We start from the raw sequence: 19,066 nt of genomic DNA on the forward strand, positions 1-19,066 counted from the left end.
TGGATGAAAGGGGAATTCAAATGGTAGCAACAGTAGTAAATGTACAGGTGAAAAACGAAGAGAAAATCGAGACTGCGCCAAAGAAAGTAGTATTTGATACGAAAAACTTAAATTTATGGTATGGGGAAGACCATGCTTTAAAAGATATTAATTTAAGTATTCATGAGAATGAAGTTACAGCAATTATCGGTCCAAGTGGCTGTGGTAAATCAACGTACTTAAAAACGTTAAATCGCATGGTAGAGTTAGTACCGATCGTTCGAACTACAGGTGTAATTGAATATAGAGAACGCAATATATTTGATAAATCATATCCAGTTGAAGAATTAAGAACGCACGTAGGAATGGTGTTCCAAAAGCCAAATCCATTTCCAAAATCTATTTATGAGAATGTAGCATACGGTCCAAAAATCCATGGTATTCGTGACAAAAAGACATTAGATGAAATTGTTGAGAAAAGTTTACGCGGAGCAGCGATTTGGGATGAGTTAAAAGATCGTTTGCACGATAATGCATACGGTTTATCTGGTGGACAGCAACAGCGTCTATGCATCGCACGTTGCTTAGCTATAGAGCCAGACGTTATTTTAATGGATGAGCCAACATCGGCACTAGATCCAATTTCAACATTAAAAGTAGAAGAATTAATTCAAGAGTTAAAGAAAGACTTTAGTATTGTTATCGTAACGCATAATATGCAACAAGCAGCGCGTATTTCAGACAAAACCGCTTTCTTCTTAAGCGGGGAAGTTGTGGAGTATACAGATACAAACAAATTATTTACGACGCCTTCAGATAAGCGTACAGAAGATTATATTACAGGTCGCTTTGGTTGATATCGTTGCAAAGCTAAGAGAAAATGCCCTCTTAACAGAGGGCATTTCTTATTTTTATCTCACTTTAATAGGGAAGTAATACCTTCTCTTTATCTTAAGGTTTATTACAAGCGTAAGAGGTTATGTAGGAGGTTTATCCCGCTATTTGCGGGCAGTAAGACCCCACCTCAAAATTCAGCAAAAGCAAAGAAGTTAGGTGGGCGGGCGGCCTGTAAAAGCCCGATTGATGAGGGGTGATTAAAGTTTCACTTTGTATATAATGGCACATAATATTGAGGGGGAAGAAAAAATGGTAAGAGAACAGTTTCAAGGTGATTTAAAAGTGTTACAGCAAAAGGTGATTGAGCTTGGCGAATTAGCAAATGCGGCTTTATTGATTGCTATGGAAGGTCTGCATACAAGGGATGTAGAGAAAGCGTTAGAGGTCATTGATGGTGATTACCGTATGGATAATTTAGAAGAGGAAATAAACGATCTTGCGCTTATGCTCATTACGAAGCAGCAACCTGTAGCAAGTGACTTAAGAAGGATCTTTATTTCAATTAAAACTGCGACAGATTTAGAGCGTATTGCAGATCATGCTGTTAATATTGCAAAGGCTACAATTCGTCTTGGGGAAAAAGAAGTGGCTGTTAGTTTGCACAACCTGGATGAAATGTTTGCGGTTGCAAATAAGATGTTGCATTTAGCGCTAGAAGCATATGAACAAGAAAATTTAACTTTCGCGAAACAAATTGCTGAAATGGATGATTCCGTTGATGAAATATATGGAAAAGCAATTCGTGAGTTTATATCTTCAGTTCCGGAACAACCAGAAGCAATTACGCAAATTACACAATTATCATTTGTGGCGAGATATATTGAGCGTGTAGCAGACCATATTACAAATATTGCCGAAAATGTATTTTATTTAGTAAAAGGAAAGCATTATTTATTGAATGAGTAGGAATGAAAGTAGGTGATGAGAAATCACCTGCTTTTTTTAGTCAAAACATGACAAAAAAAGCTCGTTGTTTCCTTTAGTTTATGATGATAAGATGTATCATAATGTAATGGGAAAATTAGTATATATGTTGTTCGTTAATAAGTATTATTTATCAATTAATAGTAAGCGCTTTCTTGTCGTTTTAAACGTACGTTTTTATAGGTGGGAAATTTAATTATAGGGTCTTTTAAATGAGGATTCGTTTAACTAATCAAGTTTATGCTGCTAGTTCATGTGGGATAGAGAATATACATATGGTATATGGAGCTACTGAACATTATATAAGTGGAGGCTGAAGTATATGAAGGGGGTTATTTTAGCTGGAGGAAAAGGAAGACGCCTTAGACCATTAACATGTAATACTCCAAAGCCGATGTTACCATTATTAGAAAAACCAGTTTTAGAATACAATATTGAGTTATTACGCCAGCATGGTATTCGTGAAATTGCAATTACTGTTCAATATATGAGTACGACGATTAAGCGATATTTTGGTGATGGTAGTAAATGGGGAGTTAACTTGTATTATTTTGAAGACTCTCCTCCGCTTGGTACAGCAGGGAGTATTAAACAAGCAGAACAATTTTTAGATGAAACATTTGTTGTAATAAGCGGGGATGCATTAACTGACTTTCAATTATCAGAAGGAATTAGGTTTCATGAACAAAAGAGAAGAATGGTAACAATGTTTGTGAAAGAAGTAGAAAATCCACTCTCATTTGGATTGGTTGTAATGAATAAAGACCAGGAGGTTACACGATATATAGAAAAGCCGGGCTGGAATGAGGTAGTATCTAATGTTGTGAATACAGGCATATATATTATGGAGCCAGAAATCTTTTCTTACATACCGCCTAGACAATTTTTTGATTTCAGTCATGATGTGTTTCCGTTATTGGCAAACAAAAATGTGTTATTCGCATATTTGTCAGAAGGTTATTGGTTAGATATCGGCACATTTAATCAATATCGACAAGCACAATTTGATTTGTTAACGAAAAAGTTACAAGTACCTATTCCTTATACGGAAGTATTACCGATGGTATGGATGGGAGAAGGGGTGACGATTGGGAAAGGGACAAAAATTCATGGCCCCTCTTTCATTGGAGAAGGAGCAAAGATTGGTACAGGAGCTGTAATTGAGCCATATTCTATTATTGGAAAAAATAGTATCGTTTCAAATTATTCTCATCTTCAAAAAAGTATTGTTTTTGCAAATGCCCATATTGGAAAGTATTGTGAACTATTAGAAACGACAATAGGAGAGCGTACAATAGTTGAAGATGACGTTACACTGTTTCAAAAAAGCATTGTAGCGGATCACTGTCATATCGGGAGAAGTACGATAATTAAGCAAAAAGGAAAACTATGGCCTTATAAGGCGATTGATAGTCATTCGATAGTAGGAGCGGCTGGTATTCAAGAGAGTGAAATGAGTGCAGGGTGGTTACAAAAAAGCCGCATTGTAGGAAGAGGGAATGTTGAAATTACTCCCCAGTTTATCGTGAAGATTGCGATGGCGTATGGCTCTCTTTTTACAAAAGGAGAAAGTATATTAATTGGAAGTCAAGAAAATATAGAAACAACCTCTTATAAAAATTTATTTTTACATGCTATTCATGGTATAGGGATTCATACGATGGAATGCAAAGAAATGAACGAGTCACTTTTTCAATATAGTGTTCATCATTTGCAATGTGCAGGTGGGGTTTTCATTCAAGTGGAGAATGAGAATGAGATTGTTATAAAGTTGTATGGTCAAGCTGGCATGCCGTTAACGTATAAGCAGCAAAAAGAGATAGAACAAGTATATATGTCCGAATTGTTTTATTACGTGCATGAGAAAGAGATGGGGCGAAATAAGCTGGTTCATGTTTCTATGAATGAGTATATAGAAGTTATATTGGGGCATATTGATATCGAGAAAATACAGATGCAGAAGTTTCATCTTCTTATTAATAAGAGAAATGATACGTTGCAACATTTACTTATGCTCTTTCTACAAAGACTTGGTTGTACAGTTACATGGATTTATGCAAGCGAACAAAAAGATCATGTGAAAGCTTTGATGAAATCAAGTAAAGCGAATATGGCTCTTATGTTTTCTGAGCAAGGAAATCATTTCGAGTTATACGATAAACATAGTAATATTTACCAGGGTACAGATTTGGAAGAGGTAGATATTCCAGATTTCTTACTCGAATCTACAGGAAATATTTACCCAATGTCTTTGAAATTAGGAGAATGTTATCTTCTGTTTTATACGCAGGATGAAAGGAAGTCGTTTCAAGTAAGGTGGAAGCGAGATATTTTATATCGAATTGGAAAATTATTTGAGCTAATAGCATTGCAAGGAAAAACGTTTCTGAGCATAGTAGAGCAATCACCTCCGCTCTATTTACTTTATGATGAAGTGGTATGTTCATGGAATGAAAAAGGGAAAATTATGAGGAAATTATTGGATGATATTGAAAGGAAGGGAGAAGGTATATTTGAAGGAGTACAGTTCAAATATACTGAAAAAGAGTGGTCTTATATCGTTTCTGACACAAAACAACCAAAATTTTTAGTGTATTCACATGCTAGAAACCCAGTAATAGCAAGGGAAAACATGAAAAATCTTATAGAAAAAATTAGACAATATCAAAAGGTGTAGAATTTTTATTTTAAAAGTGGTATTATAGTATAGTCTGATTTAAGTTATTAGTACTGGAGGGAAATAAGAATGCGTGTGAATATTACTCTAGCATGTACAGAATGCGGAGATCGTAACTATATCTCAAAGAAAAATAAACGTAACAACGCTGAGCGTATCGAGCTTAAAAAGTATTGCAAGCGTGACAAGAAGTCTACGTTACACCGTGAAACAAAGTAAGCAGTAGGAATATTTTCCTACTGTTTCTTTTTTTATTCGATTCCTATGTTAAAAGTGATACACTATCATCATAGAGTAAAGTGTCACTGTAAGGAGGAGAATGTGTGAAAGAAGAGAAAGTGCGTTTGCGTAAACAAATAATAGAACACATGAATTCTTTATCAGAAGAACAATATACAACTTTATCAGAACAGATTGCATTTTCGTTGTATGCGCAAAAAGAGTGGGTTGAAGCTAAAACAATTGGAATTACTCTCTCAATGGAAAATGAAGTGAATACATATCCTATTATCGAAAAAGCTTGGGAAGAAGGAAAGAAAGTTGTAGTTCCTAAGTGTAATAAAGGAACAAGAACGATGTCCTTCCGGAAAATTAGTGATTTTGATCAATTAGAAACGGTGTACATGAATTTACGTGAACCGATTCCGGGACTTACGGAAGAAGTGAGTGCGGATGACATTGATCTTCAAATTGTGCCAGGCGTAGCTTATACAGAGCGAGGAGAACGGATTGGATACGGCGGGGGCTATTATGATCGTTATCTCGTGCATTATAAAGGGAAAACGCTATCATTAGCATATGATTTTCAAATGGTAAAACACATTCCGGTAGAGCCATTTGATAAAAATATAGAAAAAATTATTACAGAAAAAGGAACAATGCTTATAAATGAGCTTGTATAGACAAATAAAAATTGACGAGACTTTTTCTTCTTGATTATAATAAAATATGTGAACGTTTTCTTATTATAATTTTTATAGTAAGTGAGCATAGAGGGTGATGAAATGGTATCTATTTATGATATTCAGCAATTGCTAAAGAAATTTGGTACGATTATTTATACGGGAGATCGAATTGCAGATTTACAATTAATGCAAGATGAATTGCGTGAATTAAATCAATCACAGCTAATCGATCCACAAGACTATCAAACAGCTTTATTTTTATTGAAGCAAGAAATTCAAAAAGAGCTAAATAAGAATTAGATAAAGGTAGGTAAGCAACATGGAAGAGAAATGGTTAGTTGGTGTTGACCTTGGTGGTACAACGATTAAATTAGCATTTATTAATGTATACGGTGAAATTTTACATAAGTGGGAAATCCCTACAAATACAGGTGAGCAAGGAAAACATATTACACTTGATGTTGCGAAAGCAATTGATAAAAAGCTAGAAGAATTAGGCGAATTGAAGAGCAAGTTAATTGGTATTGGTATGGGAGCTCCTGGCCCTGTACATGTGGCATCTGGAATGATTTATGAAGCGGTTAATTTAGGGTGGAAAAACTATCCGCTAAAAGATTTATTAGAAGTAGAAACAGGATTACCTGTTGTTATTGATAATGATGCAAACTTAGCAGCGCTTGGTGAAATGTGGAAAGGTGCTGGTGAAGGTGCAAAAGATTTAATCTGCATGACACTTGGTACGGGCGTTGGTGGTGGTGTAATCGCCAATGGTGAGATTGTACACGGCGTGAGTGGTGCTGCTGGTGAGATTGGACATATTACAGTAGTTACAGAAAATGCTTTCCCATGTAATTGCGGGAAGTCTGGTTGCTTAGAAACAGTAGCATCTGCGACAGGTATTGTACGTGTTGCTATGCAAAAAATACAAGAGACTAATAAAGAAAGCATGTTGCGTTCTATGTTAGCTGAAGAAGGACGTATTACATCAAAAGATGTCTTTGAAGCACTTGGACAAGGTGATGAATTAGCAGGCGAAGTAGTAGAAAAGGTAGCTTCTTATTTAGGGTTAGCTGTAGCGAACCTATCTAGTACGTTGAACCCAGAGAAAATTGTTATTGGTGGAGGCGTGTCTAAAGCTGGAGATGCGCTATTAGAACCAATTCAACGCTATTTCGAGCAATACGCTTTCTCACGTGCTGTAAAGAGCACGAAGTTAGCTATTGCAACACTTGGTAATGATGCAGGTGTTATCGGAGGAGCTTGGCTTGTAAAAAAGCACAAATACGAAGCGAAGATGATATAAGTTTTGAAATATGAAAAGAGGAAGGGGGAACCCTTCCTCTTTTTGTGTGAAATCTCGATGAAGAATAAAGTGTAAACGAATTAAGCTGCTGGTGGATACCCGTTATATAGAACAGTCATGATCGTAAACCATCCGAAAACGAGTACAGTTGCAATTGCAAAGCCGCTCGCGAAAAAGTTTTTTTCACGAAGTGTTCTAAGCGTAGCAAATACAGCTAACAGAGTGACAAGTGTAAAAATAATAACAAGGCCCATGCAATATCCTCCTCTGTCTACCCATTTCTTATTATGAGTTTTTGGAATATTTACTCTTTTATATTGTACATGTTTTAAAAATGATTGTCGAGATAGCATCCTTTCTTTTCCTAAGAGAAAGAAATGTTGTATCATTAAAAGTAAGTTTAATAACTGGAGGAGATTTTCATATGAAATGGATACAAATGCCGTTAGGCCCATTACAAACAAATGCTTATATTTTAATGAACGATCAAAAAGAGTGCATTATCTTTGACCCTGGTCACGAAGGTGAAAAGCTCGTTACATATTTACAAGAAGAACAATTAAAACCATTGGCTGTTTTATTAACGCATGCTCACTTTGATCATATCGGTGCTGTTGATGCGGTAAGAGACGCTTTTCATATTCCTGTATACGTACATAAAGAAGAAGCAGATTGGTTAGGAGATGCAACTGTAAACGGCTCTCAAATTTTTATGATGAACCGCAGTATTACAGCAAAACCAGCGGATCATATTATTGATGCAGAAGGTACATTAACAATTGGATCATTTAATTTTGAAATTTTTGAGACGCCAGGACATTCTCCAGGAAGTATTTCTTATTATAGTAAAGAGGCAAATGCTGTATTCTCAGGAGATGTATTGTTCCAAATGAGCATTGGAAGAACAGATTTGCCTGGTGGAAGTTTTGCTGAATTAATTGGAAGTATTGAAGAGAAATTATTTGTATTACCAGATGAGACAGCAGTGTTATGTGGACATGGTCCAGAAACAAGCATTGGTTTTGAAAAAGAAAATAATCCGTTTGTACAATAAGGAGTCATTATGGGAATGGAGCTCATTTTAAGAGAATGGATGGGGAAAGAAAAGGATTATTCAATTTCATATAGTACGTATATGAACCTTGTATTGTATACAGAAGGTCATGGATATTATATGAAAGAACGTGAAAAGATTGGAAGACAAGGGGATTTTTTTACAAGTAGCAATGTATCCTCTGTTTTTGCAAAAACTTTTGCTAAACTTTTTATTCGTCTTGTTGAAAATGGTGAAGTTGCTTCGAATATTTGTGAGGTTGGTGGGGGAACTGGAAAGTTTGCCTATGATGTTTTACAAGAATGGAAGCAATTATCTCCAAAAACCTTTATTGATTTAAACTATTCAATGATTGAAGTGAGCCCTTTTCATAGGAAATTACAGCAGGAGCACCTTGGCTCATTTTCTAATGTATCGTACTATACCTCTTATAGTGAAATGGGAGATTCTTTCGAGGGAATTCTTTTTTCGAATGAGTTGTTTGATGCATTTCCTGTTGAAATAATTGAGAAAAGAAATGGTATGTTGTATGAAGTGCGTATTACATATACAGAGGAAGGAAGCCTTTCAGAAATATGTAGGCCGTTAGATAAAAGAATTGGTCGATATTTATTGAAATATAATATTCATATTGCTGAAGGGCAACGTTTTGAAGTACCACTTGTGATGGAGGAGTATGTAAAAGAAATTGCGAAATGGTTTCAAAAAGGTATATGTATTACAGTTGATTACGGATACACAAAAGAAGAATGGATGCATCCAGCACACCGTGAAGGAAGTTTGCGAGGTTATTATCAGCATAAGCTAATACGTAACCCACTAGCGCATCCAGGTGAAATGGATCTTACTACTCATATTCATTGGGACGAGCTAAAGGAGATGTTTAGTCTGCAAGGAATGAGTGCGGTATGGCATAAGAAACAATCTGAGTTCTTGTTAGCTGCGGGGATATTAGAACAGCTTACGAGCCATCAAGATATGAATCCTTTTTCTGAAACACAAAAACAAAATCGAGCAGTTCGTTCTATGATTTTGAATGGAGGAGTAGGGAGTGCGTTTGATGTTGTTATACATACAAAAGATATGCAACATTTACATTTGGAGCGGTATGTAACAATATAAAAAACAAGACACAGTATATACTGTGTCTTGTTTTTTAATACGACTTATGTAGTATTATATATTTCCTCTCATGATATATATTTATATTAAAGATATGAGATAAAAAATATAGAATACGTTCTTTTTCTTCGATTATTAGTCCCTAACCTAATAATACGCGAACGAGTTGAATTATTGTTTCGTTCTCTACTTTGTAATAAATTTCCAATCCTTTTCTTTCACTAGAAACGATTTTAGCGCTTTTTAATTTTGCTAAATGCTGTGAAATTGTAGATTGTGGCATGTTTAAGCCAGTGTACATTGTAGAAACGTTGCTTGGACCGCGCTCAATTAATCCTTTTACGATACATAAACGAACAGGATGAGCCAGCACTTTTAATAATTCTGCATTACTTTCATATAGTTCTAATTCTTTTTGAAAGGTTTCTAACATGTTCTTTTCCACCTCCGTGTGAGCTATTATACCATACTATACATACCAAAAATTTAAAGAAAAGAAAATAGTTGTTGCAGAAAAAAAGTCCTAAAGTAAAGAAATTGTAAGAAAAGAGACCATGATGTAAATAAAATAGGTAAATTAGCACGTTTTTGTAAAATGACATTTTTGGGTGAAAATTTCGATGCGTTTTAAAAATTGAAAGATATAGATATATTTGTAACACAATTTTATCATGATTTTCTTATTCTTTCAAATGAATATACGAAATTTTTAAAATAATATGACAAAGGAATTATAATGATATATATAGAATATAAAACAGGTTAAAAGAAAAGAAGCTGAATGTAATTCGCTTCTTTATGGTGATAATGAAATATTTGATTACGGCTGATAAATCTTAGGATAATCAAGTCATTAGTCATTTATTCTAAAATTCATCTTTTAGCAACGTTAAAAATCTGTGATTCCATATGTTCTCGTAAAAATCAATTGTCTCTTTTGCGGACATAAAAGGATTATTCAACGTAGAGGTTGTTTTCTGTACCATAAAGTTTTCGTATCCCAGTCCGTGGGCAAACTTAATCGTAGCATCCATACAGTACTCTGTTTGGGCACCGCAAAATTCAATGCGATTTACAGATAATTGATCTAAAATTTCTTTTAAGTTTGTTTTATAAAATGAATTTGCATGTGTTTTTCTTACAAAAAAATCTTGTTCTTGAACATCAAGATCGGTATGAATAGCCCAAAGTTCTTTCTCGGGTACTAAATCATCATCACAATGTTGAACAAAAAGGATTGGTTTATTTAATTTTCTGTATGAAGAAATTCTTTTATTTACTTTTGTTAGTAAGTTCTGTAAATCAAATAAATGCTCTCCGCCATAACATACGCCATTTTGTAAATCGATAACGATTAAAATATCTGCACAAGTATCCATTATTTTTACCCCTTTTTTATTTCTTAATATATCAATTAATCCATTATTTAGAAATAGATGATATACTTTTATTTTTTATGGACTATAAGAAAACTTTCAAATGACTATAACTAAATCGCATAAAAAGAAGATATGAAAACCTATTCTCATATCTTCTTTTTTCCCTATGCATTTACAGGTTCTTCTACATAAGAAAGGGCATTTTCAAAATCGGATATTAAATCGTTAACATTTTCAAGACCGACTGATAACCGAAGTAATGAATTAGAGATTCCTCTTTCATCACGAGCTTCTTGCGACAGTGCTGCATGTGACATTTTTGCTGGATAAGAAAGAATTGACTCTACAGCTCCTAAACTAACTGCAAAAACAGGTAATTTTACTTTTGATAAAAATTGGCGGAGTGCATCTTCTGACTGCAAAGTAAATGATAAGACTGCTCCAGCTGATGTTGCTTGAGATTGTTGAATATCAAATCCGAGATGTGTTTGTAATCCCGGATAATAGACATTTTGTACTTTAGCGTGCTCTTGTAAATAATGTGCAATTTTATTGGCATTTTTAGCTGAATGCTCGAGGCGTACATGTAATGTTTTTAGACCGCGAAGTACGAGAGAACAATCTTGAGGTCCTAAAATAGCACCGAATGCATTTTGTAAAAATCCAAGCTTTTGAGCGAGTTCTGCATCTTTTACTACTGCTAATCCGGCAGTAACATCACTATGCCCAGCAATAAATTTTGTGGCACTATGAAGAACAACATCAGCTCCAAGTTCAAGTGGTTTTTGGAATAGTGGTGTCAAAAATGTATTATCAACAAAAGTAAGAGCCCCAATAGATTTTGCAAGTTTAGAAACCTCGCGAATATCTGTCACCTTTAAAAGTGGATTAGAAGGTGTTTCTACATAAAAGAGCTTTGTATTTGGTTTAATGCTTTGTTTTATTTCTTCTAAATTGGTCATATCAACAAATGTATGTGAAACACCGTAACGGGAAAGTACCTCAGTTATCACTCGGTAAGTGCCTCCGTATACATCTTCTGAAATGAGTATGTGATCACCTTGTGAAAGAAGGAGGAATGCAGTGGAAATCGCTGCAATGCCTGATGCAAAGGCGAATCCCTTTGTTCCACCTTCTAATAAAGCAATGATATCTTCAAGAGCTTCACGAGTTGGATTTCCTGACCTGCTATAGTCATATTTTCCGAACGTATCTACATCAAACTGGTGAAAAGTTGATGTGTTATAGATAGGAACGTTCACAGCTCCTGTTTGCGAGTCATGTTTATATTGGTTGTGTAGTAAGAGTGTATCTATAGAATAACTCATATTCTTACACCTTCTTTTACAAGTTTAATGGCTTGCTTTAAGTCTTGAATTAAATCGTTACTATTTTCAATGCCAACGGAGAATCGAAGAAGACGATTACATACACCGTTTGCTGTTCTAATTTCTTCAGGAATATCAGCATGTGTTTGCGTTGCTGGATAAGTCATTAAACTTTCTACACCACCAAGACTTTCGGCAAATGTAATTAAGGATAAAGATTGTAAGAATGGATTAATCCAAGCTTCATCTTTAAGGCGAAATGAAATCATGCCGCCTCTTCCAGGATAAAATACATCTGTCACCCCGTCTTCATCATTTAAATATGCAACAACTGCTTTCGCATTTTCTTCATGCTGTCTCATGCGAAGCGCTAACGTTTTCATACCGCGAATTAATAACCATGAGTCAAATGGGCTTAAAACTGCACCTGATGCATTATGATAATGAGCGATTTCTTCACAAAGTTCCTTTCCTTTTGCAACGACAAGTCCGCTTAGTACATCGTTATGTCCCCCTAAATATTTCGTTGCGCTGTGAAGTACAATGTCAGCACCTTCTGTTAATGGTTGCTGTATATAAGGTGTGTAGAATGTGTTGTCTACAATAAGAAGTAGTCCGTGCCTTTTCGCTACAGTTGCGACAGCAGCAATATCAGTAACTTGCATTAATGGATTAGTTGGAGTTTCTATGAAAATAGCCTTCGTTTCAGTTGTGATAGCTTGCTCAATTTGTTTAATAGACTGTGTATTTACGTATCTACATCGAACATTCCACTTTTTTTCATGTTCAGAAAATAATCGATACGTTCCACCGTATAAATCTTCAGATACAATAAGTTCGTCTCCAGAGCGGAATAGAGAAAGGACGAGGAGAACAGCCGCCATCCCTGAACTACAGGCATAACCTTGTTCGCCATATTCTAAGTCTGCGATTGCCTGTTCTAAAAGACCTCGAGTTGGATTGCCAGTTCGTGAATAGTCAAAGCCAGTAGATTTACCAATTCCTTCATGACGATAAGCGGTTGAGAAATAAACTGGTGGATTAACCGTTCCAGTTGTAGTTTCACTGCGATTTCCGATTTGTGCTAGTTTTGTTTCGATTGTTGACATGTGAAAATTCCTCCTTTTTAAATTGAAACATTAAGTGAATATAAAATAAAAAAAGCCTTCTAAGAAGAAGGCTTTCGGTTTGAATAGAGTCTTCTTCTCATCTGTCAAATCTTTCACAATTTGCTGGAATTAGCACCTTATTAACAAAATGTTAATGGTTGCTGAGGCGTCACAGGGCCAGTCCCTCTACCTCTCTAGATAAGAATGTTCGTATGAAATTTTTATTATGTTTTTAACTTTACAACAAAAGATAATTGAATTGCAACTTTATTTTGAAAAATTTTTATTTTTCCGCAAGTGTCATTGACTTTTACTTTTGTGCATGCTAAATTTATTAAAAAATTAACAAACATTGTTAAAAGGGGAACGCATTTCCTTTTAGCTACATAAATAAAATAATAAAGACAACTCTTATTGAGAGCGGTGGAGGGAAAGGCCCTGTGAAACCCGGCAACCTTCAAACGAAATGTTTGAAACGGTGCTAATACCTGCAAAACGAATGTTTTGCATAATAAGAGGAGGAACGATTATGTCCCCCTCTTCAAAGTGAAGAGGGGGTTTTTATATTGATAGAAATGAGGGAGATTCGTGAAATTACTAGATTTATTATCAAAAGGAATTGTAATAGGTGATGGTGCGGTTGGGACGTTATTGCATTCACATGGCTTGCAAAGTAGCTTTGAAGAATTGAATGTATCTGATCCAGACTTAATTATATCGATTCATAAACAATATGTAGCTGCTGGAGCAGATGTAATTCAAACGAATACGTATGGAGCAAATGAGGCGAAATTACGTATGTACGGCTTAGAAAATCAAGTTACAGAAATTAATAGAGCGGCAGTAAAACTGGCGAAAGCATCTGTTACAGATAAAAATGCAATTTTAGGAACAATTGGTGGTATGAAACATATCGGAGCCGTTACAACGACTGATATGGAAAGGGAGTTTATGCTACTTGAACAGGCAGGGGCTTTACTAGAAGAACAGGTTGATGGATTACTATTAGAAACTTTTTACGATGAATTTGAATTACTTCATGCTGTTAAAGTATTACGTAAGCAAACGAACATTCCAATTGTTGCTCAATTAGCGTTACATGAAGCAGGTACGACTCAAAATGGAAATGATGTCAATGAAATATTAAAGCAACTTATAGATTACGGTGCAAATGTTGTTGGATTAAATTGTCAACTAGGGCCGCTTCATATGACGGAGGCTTTCAAAATGATATCGATTCCGCAAAATGGCTATTTATCAGCATACCCAAATGCAGGTCTCCCGAATTATGTGGAGGGACGTTACGTATATGAGGGAAGCCCAGCTTATTTTGAGGCGATGACGCCGAGATTTATTGAGCAAGGTATTCGGTTATTAGGTGGTTGTTGTGGTACGACTCCAGAACATATTCAAAGTATGAAGCACGCTGTTGCGAATGTTACACCTGTAATAGAAAAAGACACCATTCAAAGGCCGAAAGTTGTTCATACGCATGAGAAACGTTCGAAGGCTCACGTCACTCTAGCAGAGAAAGCGAAAAAACAAACGACAGTTGTAGTGGAATTAGATCCACCGAAAACGTTAGATACACAGCGGTTTTTTGAAGGAGCAAGAGCTTTAAAAAGAGCGGGAGCAGATGCTATTACTCTAGCAGATAATTCATTAGCATCGCCTCGTATTTCTAATATGGCAATGGGTGCGTTATTAACGAAGCATGATATCCCGGTATTGACACATTTAACGTGTAGGGATCATAACGTCATTGGACTACAATCTCATTTGTTAGGTTTATCGGCGTTAGGGATGGAAGAAGTGTTAGCTTTAACTGGTGATCCAGCGCGCGTTGGTGATTTTCCTGGTGCAACTTCTGTATACGATTTGTCCTCTATTGAGCTCATTAAAATGATTAAAGAAATGAACGATGGACGTTCAATTTTAGGGAAATCAATTGGACCGGCGACAAGGTTTTCTGTAGGCGGCGCATTTAATCCTCACGTGAGGCACTTAAAAGCAGCGGTTAAGCGAATGGAACGAAAAATAGATGCTGGAGCGGAATATTTTTTAACTCAGCCAATTTACGATATCGCGTTAATTGAAGAAGTGTATGAAGCGACAAAGCATTTGGAACAACCTATTTTTATTGGAATTATGCCGTTAGTAAGTAAGCGGAATGCAGATTTTCTTCATTTTGAGGTACCGGGTATTACTCTTCCAGAAGAAATAAGAGAGAGAATGGATGGACACGAAACGAAAGAGGCGGCAATTGAGGAAGGGATTCGCATTTCGCAAGAATTGATCGACGCAGCGATGAAATATTTTAATGGTATTTATCTTATTACACCATTTTTAAAATATGAAATTACAGAACATCTTGTTAAATATGTAAGAGAAAAGCAAGAAGTGAAAGAAGGTATTAATTGATGAAGTGTATAGAAGAAAAATTACAAAATAGCATTTTAATATTAGATGGTGCAATGGGAACAATGATTCAGCAAGAGGATTTAACTGCTGAAGATTTCGGAGGAGAAGAGTACGAGGGCTGTAATGAATATTTAGTAGAAACAAGACCAGACGTTATTTTAAAGATTCATAAAGCTTATATTGAAGCTGGAGCGGATATTATTGAAACAAATACATTTGGGGCAACGAATATTGTACTAAGTGATTATGAGCTGTCTCATTTAGATGAAGAACTAAATGAAAAGGCAGCACTTTTGGCGAAGCAAGCTGTTAAAGAAAGCGGTAAGGAAGTATATGTTGCGGGAGCGATGGGACCAACAACGAAAGCAATTAGTGTTACTGGTGGTGTGACTTTTGAAGAATTGATTGAGGCTTATACAAGGCAGGCACGAGGATTATTAAAAGGGGAAGTTGATGTATTACTCGTTGAGACGAGTCAAGATATGCGTAACGTGAAAGCAGCTTATATTGGAATTCAAGCTGCTTTTGAAGAACTGAAAAAAACGGTTCCTATTATGATTTCAGGAACGATTGAGCCAATGGGAACGACTCTGGCTGGGCAAACAATTGAAGCTTTTTATTTATCAGTAGAACATATGAAACCATTATCTGTTGGGTTAAATTGTGCGACTGGTCCGGAGTTTATGAGGGACCATATTCGTTCACTATCTGATTTATCGGAGTGTTACATTTCTTGTTATCCAAATGCAGGTCTTCCTGATGAAGATGGACATTACCATGAGTCTCCATCTTCTCTCGCTGAAAAGGTGAAGCGATTTGCTGAAGAAGGATGGATTAATATTATCGGTGGTTGTTGTGGCACGACACCAGAACATATAAAAGCAATGAAAGAAGCACTAGCATCTCTTAAGCCTCGTGACCATCATGAGAGAGAAGGACATGGAATTAGTGGATTAGAGGCACTGCAATATGATGAGTCTATGAGACCGTTATTTGTAGGTGAAAGAACGAATGTTATTGGATCACGTAAATTTAAACGATTAGTAGCAGAAGGGAAATTTGAAGAGGCTGCTGAAGTGGCAAGAGCGCAAGTGAAGAAAAATGCTCATATTATTGATATTTGTATGGCAGATCCTGATCGTGATGAAATAGAAGATATGGAGAAATTTTTGACAGAAGTTACGAAAGTGTTAAAAGTACCGATTATGATTGATTCAACGGATGAAAATGTTATGGCAAGAGCACTTACTTATATTCAAGGAAAAGCTGTTATCAACTCTATTAATTTAGAAGATGGAGAAGAGCGTTTTGAAAAGGTAACACCGCTTCTTCGTAAGTATGGTGCTGCAATTGTAGTTGGTACAATCGATGAAGATGGTATGGCAGTAAGTGCTGAAAGAAAATTAGAAATTGCAAAAAGAAGTTACGAATTATTAACGACGAAATATGGGATACGCCCGTCAGATATTATTTTTGATGCACTTGTGTTTCCAGTAGGGACAGGTGATGAAGAATATATTGGTTCAGCGGCAGCGACTATAGAGGGCATTCGCCTTATTAAAGAAGCGTTACCAGAGTGTTTAACGATTTTAGGTGTAAGTAACATATCATTTGGTTTACCACCGGCTGGACGTGAAGTATTGAATTCCGTCTTTTTATATCATGCTACGAAGGCTGGATTAGATTACGCGATTGTTAATACGGAAAAATTAGAACGCTATGCGTCGATTCCAGAGGAAGAAAAACACCTTGCAGATGCATTACTGTTTGAAACGACGAAAGAGACGTTAGAAGAATTTACAAACTTTTACCGAGTCGCTAAAAAGAAAGATGTCGTTGTGCAAGAAACGTTAACGCTAGATGAACGACTAGCAAATTATATTGTAGAAGGTACGAAACAAGGATTACACGAGGATTTAAGTCTTGCACTTGAAGAAGGAAGAAAACCTCTTGATATTATTAACGGTCCGCTTATGACAGGGATGGATGAGGTAGGACGACTATTTAATAATAATGAACTTATTGTTGCTGAAGTACTGCAAAGTGCCGAAAGTATGAAAGCTGCTGTAAGTTATTTAGAGCCACATATGGAATCTAGCGATAGTGCAAAAAAAGGGAAAGTATTATTAGCAACTGTAAAAGGTGATGTGCATGATATTGGGAAAAATCTCGTTGAAATTATTTTAGCGAATAACGGATATGAGATTATTAATTTAGGAATTAATGTACGTTCGGATCGAATTGTTCAAGAAGTACAAGAAAAGAAGCCGGACATTATAGGCCTTTCAGGTTTATTAGTAAAATCAGCGCAACAAATGGTAACGACTGCTGAAGATTTAAAAGCAGCAAATATTGATGTGCCCATTGTTGTAGGTGGTGCAGCATTAACGAGAAAGTTTACAGATAATCGAATTTCACCATCATATAAAGGGCTCGTTTGTTATGCGAGTGATGCGATGACGGGGCTCGATATTATTAATAAGCTTCAAAAAGAAGAAGAGCGTGAGAAGATGAAACAGGATAAAAAAGAACGTCATCTTCATATCGTAAAAAAAGAGGAGAAGAAAGTAGAAATTCCAGCAGTAATTGAGCCATTACCGAAGGCTGAGGTTATGGTGCCTGATTCAACAAAACGAATTGTATTACGCGATATTCCGGCTCTTCATCTCGCTCCATTTTTAAATAGACAAATGCTACTTGGGCATCACCTTGGATTAAAAGGAAATGTGAAGAAGCTTTTGAAAGAGGGAGATAAGAGAGCACATGAATTAAATGATTTAATAGATGAATTATTGCAGGAAGGACAATCTTGGTTAAAGCCGAAAGCAGTGTATCAATTTTTCCCAGCGCAAAGCGACGGACAAAACATTGTAATATATGATCCAGAAGATCATACGCGTGTTATAGAGCGTTTCACATTCCCTAGACAAGGAAAGGCTCCCTATCGTACTTTAGGCGATTATTTGCGCCCAATTGGAGATGAGATGGACTATGTTGCTTTCTTATCTGTTACGGTTGGGGAAGGAGTTCGGGACATTGCTGAAGAGTGGAAGGCGAAAGGTGATTACTTACGTAGTCATGCCATTCAATCGTTAGCGCTTGAATTAGCAGAAGGACTTGCTGAAAAAACACATATGCTCATTCGTGACCGCTGGGGCATTCCAGACTCACCTGAACTGACGATGGAAGAACGTTTCCGTACGAAATATAGAGGAATACGCGTGTCATTTGGTTATCCGGCGTGTCCAGAACTTGCAGATCAAGAAAAGCTATTTCGCTTAATTCATCCAGAGGAAATAGGTATTTCATTAACAGAAGGATTCATGATGGAGCCAGAAGCGTCCGTAACGGCTATGGTATTTTCTCACCCTGAGGCAAGATATTTTAGTGTATTATAGTCTAGAAGGGGGAGACGTATGAAGAAAATAGTCTTTACAGGTGGCGGTTCGGCAGGACATGTAACACCTAATTTAGCCATTATCCCATATTTACAAGAAGACAACTGGGATATCTCTTACATTGGTTCTCATCAAGGTATTGAGAAAACGATTATAGAAAAGGAAGGCATTCCCTACTATAGTATTTCGAGTGGAAAGCTACGTCGTTATTTTGATTTGAAAAATATAAAAGATCCTTTTCTGGTAATAAAGGGTAACTAACTGTTACGATTTATTTAACCAATTATAACGAAAGTTAATTAAATATATCAGTAAGCCCTGCTAGTCAAGTGATTGGCTAGTAGTGAGGGTTAACTGCGGGCAATCCCTAAAGCTGATTGAACTACAACGTGGCTAGAAATGGCGAGCGTGAATGTTGCGAAAGCAGAAAAAATTAATCAGATCGTGCAAGGTTAAATCCTAAACACTAGAACAATGGGTCTTCCGCCTCGAATCATCTAAGTCAAAAGCGATAAGATGAACGTTCAACGACTATCTCGTATAACTGACGAGAGTACATCACAAGCCTAT

General features: G+C 36.1%; 16 protein-coding genes, 1 pseudogene and 2 riboswitches. Of the genes and pseudogenes, 12 read left to right on the top strand and 5 right to left on the bottom strand.

What is annotated here, in order from left to right:
• The first annotated feature begins 20 nt into the window (after window positions 1-20).
• The 7 genes from pstB to glcK all read left to right on the top strand — a co-directional run bounded on the left by pstB (window position 21) and on the right by glcK (window position 6,685).
• Window positions 21-836 (top strand): phosphate ABC transporter ATP-binding protein, encoded by an 816-nt coding sequence (gene pstB / locus CQ064_RS07075; protein ID WP_000226681.1) that lies wholly within the window; start codon window positions 21-23, stop codon window positions 834-836.
• A gap of 289 nt (window positions 837-1,125) precedes the next feature.
• Entirely contained in the window at window positions 1,126-1,782 is a 657-nt protein-coding gene (gene phoU, locus CQ064_RS07080; protein ID WP_000251246.1) for a phosphate signaling complex protein PhoU, read from the top strand.
• A 340-nt stretch (window positions 1,783-2,122) separates the two neighbouring features.
• A complete protein-coding gene (locus CQ064_RS07085) occupies window positions 2,123-4,477 on the top strand; it encodes a sugar phosphate nucleotidyltransferase (RefSeq protein ID WP_000679345.1) in 2,355 nt (784 codons plus the stop codon).
• Window positions 4,478-4,546: 69 nt separating this feature from the next.
• The gene (gene rpmG / locus CQ064_RS07090; RefSeq protein ID WP_001265616.1) at window positions 4,547-4,696 is read left to right on the top strand and encodes a 50S ribosomal protein L33; all 150 of its coding nucleotides are present in this window, start codon (window positions 4,547-4,549) and stop codon (window positions 4,694-4,696) included.
• A gap of 104 nt (window positions 4,697-4,800) precedes the next feature.
• Entirely contained in the window at window positions 4,801-5,379 is a 579-nt protein-coding gene (locus CQ064_RS07095) for a 5-formyltetrahydrofolate cyclo-ligase (protein WP_000656861.1), read from the top strand.
• 102 nt (window positions 5,380-5,481) lie between these two features.
• Window positions 5,482-5,682, top strand: coding sequence for a YqgQ family protein (locus CQ064_RS07100; RefSeq protein WP_000253699.1), 201 nt, complete (start codon window positions 5,482-5,484; stop codon window positions 5,680-5,682).
• Window positions 5,683-5,701: 19 nt separating this feature from the next.
• Window positions 5,702-6,685 (top strand): glucokinase, encoded by a 984-nt coding sequence (gene glcK / locus CQ064_RS07105; protein ID WP_000391701.1) that lies wholly within the window; start codon window positions 5,702-5,704, stop codon window positions 6,683-6,685.
• 80 nt (window positions 6,686-6,765) lie between these two features.
• Here the strand turns inward: glcK and CQ064_RS07110 are convergent, their stop codons facing one another.
• Window positions 6,766-6,939 carry a DUF2759 domain-containing protein gene (locus CQ064_RS07110; RefSeq protein WP_000524852.1) on the bottom strand — a complete coding sequence of 58 codons (174 nt, stop codon included), beginning with the start codon at window positions 6,937-6,939 and terminating at the stop codon, window positions 6,766-6,768.
• A gap of 170 nt (window positions 6,940-7,109) precedes the next feature.
• Here CQ064_RS07110 and CQ064_RS07115 point away from each other — a divergent pair, with 170 nt between their 5' ends.
• Window positions 7,110-7,739 (top strand): MBL fold metallo-hydrolase, encoded by a 630-nt coding sequence (locus tag CQ064_RS07115; protein WP_000871226.1) that lies wholly within the window; start codon window positions 7,110-7,112, stop codon window positions 7,737-7,739.
• A 9-nt stretch (window positions 7,740-7,748) separates the two neighbouring features.
• Window positions 7,749-8,861, top strand: a complete 1,113-nt coding sequence (locus CQ064_RS07120) for a class I SAM-dependent methyltransferase (RefSeq protein WP_000525146.1) — start codon at window positions 7,749-7,751, stop codon at window positions 8,859-8,861.
• Between the two features lie 142 nt (window positions 8,862-9,003).
• Here CQ064_RS07120 and CQ064_RS07125 read toward each other — a convergent pair whose 3' ends face one another.
• The 4 genes from CQ064_RS07125 to metI all read right to left on the bottom strand — a co-directional run bounded on the left by CQ064_RS07125 (window position 9,004) and on the right by metI (window position 12,677).
• Complete coding sequence (locus CQ064_RS07125; RefSeq protein ID WP_000894377.1) at window positions 9,004-9,294, bottom strand: ArsR/SmtB family transcription factor; 291 nt, start codon at window positions 9,292-9,294, stop codon at window positions 9,004-9,006.
• A gap of 433 nt (window positions 9,295-9,727) precedes the next feature.
• Entirely contained in the window at window positions 9,728-10,240 is a 513-nt protein-coding gene (locus CQ064_RS07130; RefSeq protein ID WP_000379154.1) for a cysteine hydrolase family protein, read from the bottom strand.
• Window positions 10,241-10,404: 164 nt separating this feature from the next.
• Window positions 10,405-11,568, bottom strand: a complete 1,164-nt coding sequence (gene metC / locus CQ064_RS07135) for a cystathionine beta-lyase (RefSeq protein ID WP_000122281.1) — start codon at window positions 11,566-11,568, stop codon at window positions 10,405-10,407.
• Complete coding sequence (gene metI, locus CQ064_RS07140) at window positions 11,565-12,677, bottom strand: cystathionine gamma-synthase/O-acetylhomoserine thiolyase (protein WP_000103889.1); 1,113 nt, start codon at window positions 12,675-12,677, stop codon at window positions 11,565-11,567. Before metI ends, metC begins: the two co-directional genes overlap by 4 nt.
• Before the next feature lie 94 nt (window positions 12,678-12,771).
• Window positions 12,772-12,882, bottom strand: a riboswitch (SAM riboswitch).
• Between the two features lie 203 nt (window positions 12,883-13,085).
• Window positions 13,086-13,195, top strand: a riboswitch (SAM riboswitch).
• 70 nt (window positions 13,196-13,265) lie between these two features.
• Here metI and CQ064_RS07145 point away from each other — a divergent pair.
• From CQ064_RS07145 to CQ064_RS07155, 3 genes and pseudogenes are all read left to right on the top strand, one after another.
• The gene (locus CQ064_RS07145) at window positions 13,266-15,098 is read left to right on the top strand and encodes a bifunctional homocysteine S-methyltransferase/methylenetetrahydrofolate reductase (RefSeq protein WP_000770353.1); all 1,833 of its coding nucleotides are present in this window, start codon (window positions 13,266-13,268) and stop codon (window positions 15,096-15,098) included.
• Window positions 15,098-18,496, top strand: coding sequence for a methionine synthase (gene metH / locus CQ064_RS07150; protein WP_000649720.1), 3,399 nt, complete (start codon window positions 15,098-15,100; stop codon window positions 18,494-18,496). Before CQ064_RS07145 ends, metH begins: the two co-directional genes overlap by 1 nt.
• Window positions 18,497-18,514: 18 nt before the next feature.
• Window positions 18,515-18,751 (top strand): annotated as a pseudogene (locus CQ064_RS07155) (glycosyltransferase); the annotation flags it as partial.
• Window positions 18,752-19,066: the final 315 nt, after the last annotated feature.

Origin of the sequence: Bacillus sp. MYb78, from assembly GCF_002975115.1 — a bacterium.
Classification (GTDB): domain Bacteria; phylum Bacillota; class Bacilli; order Bacillales; family Bacillaceae_G; genus Bacillus_A; species Bacillus_A cereus.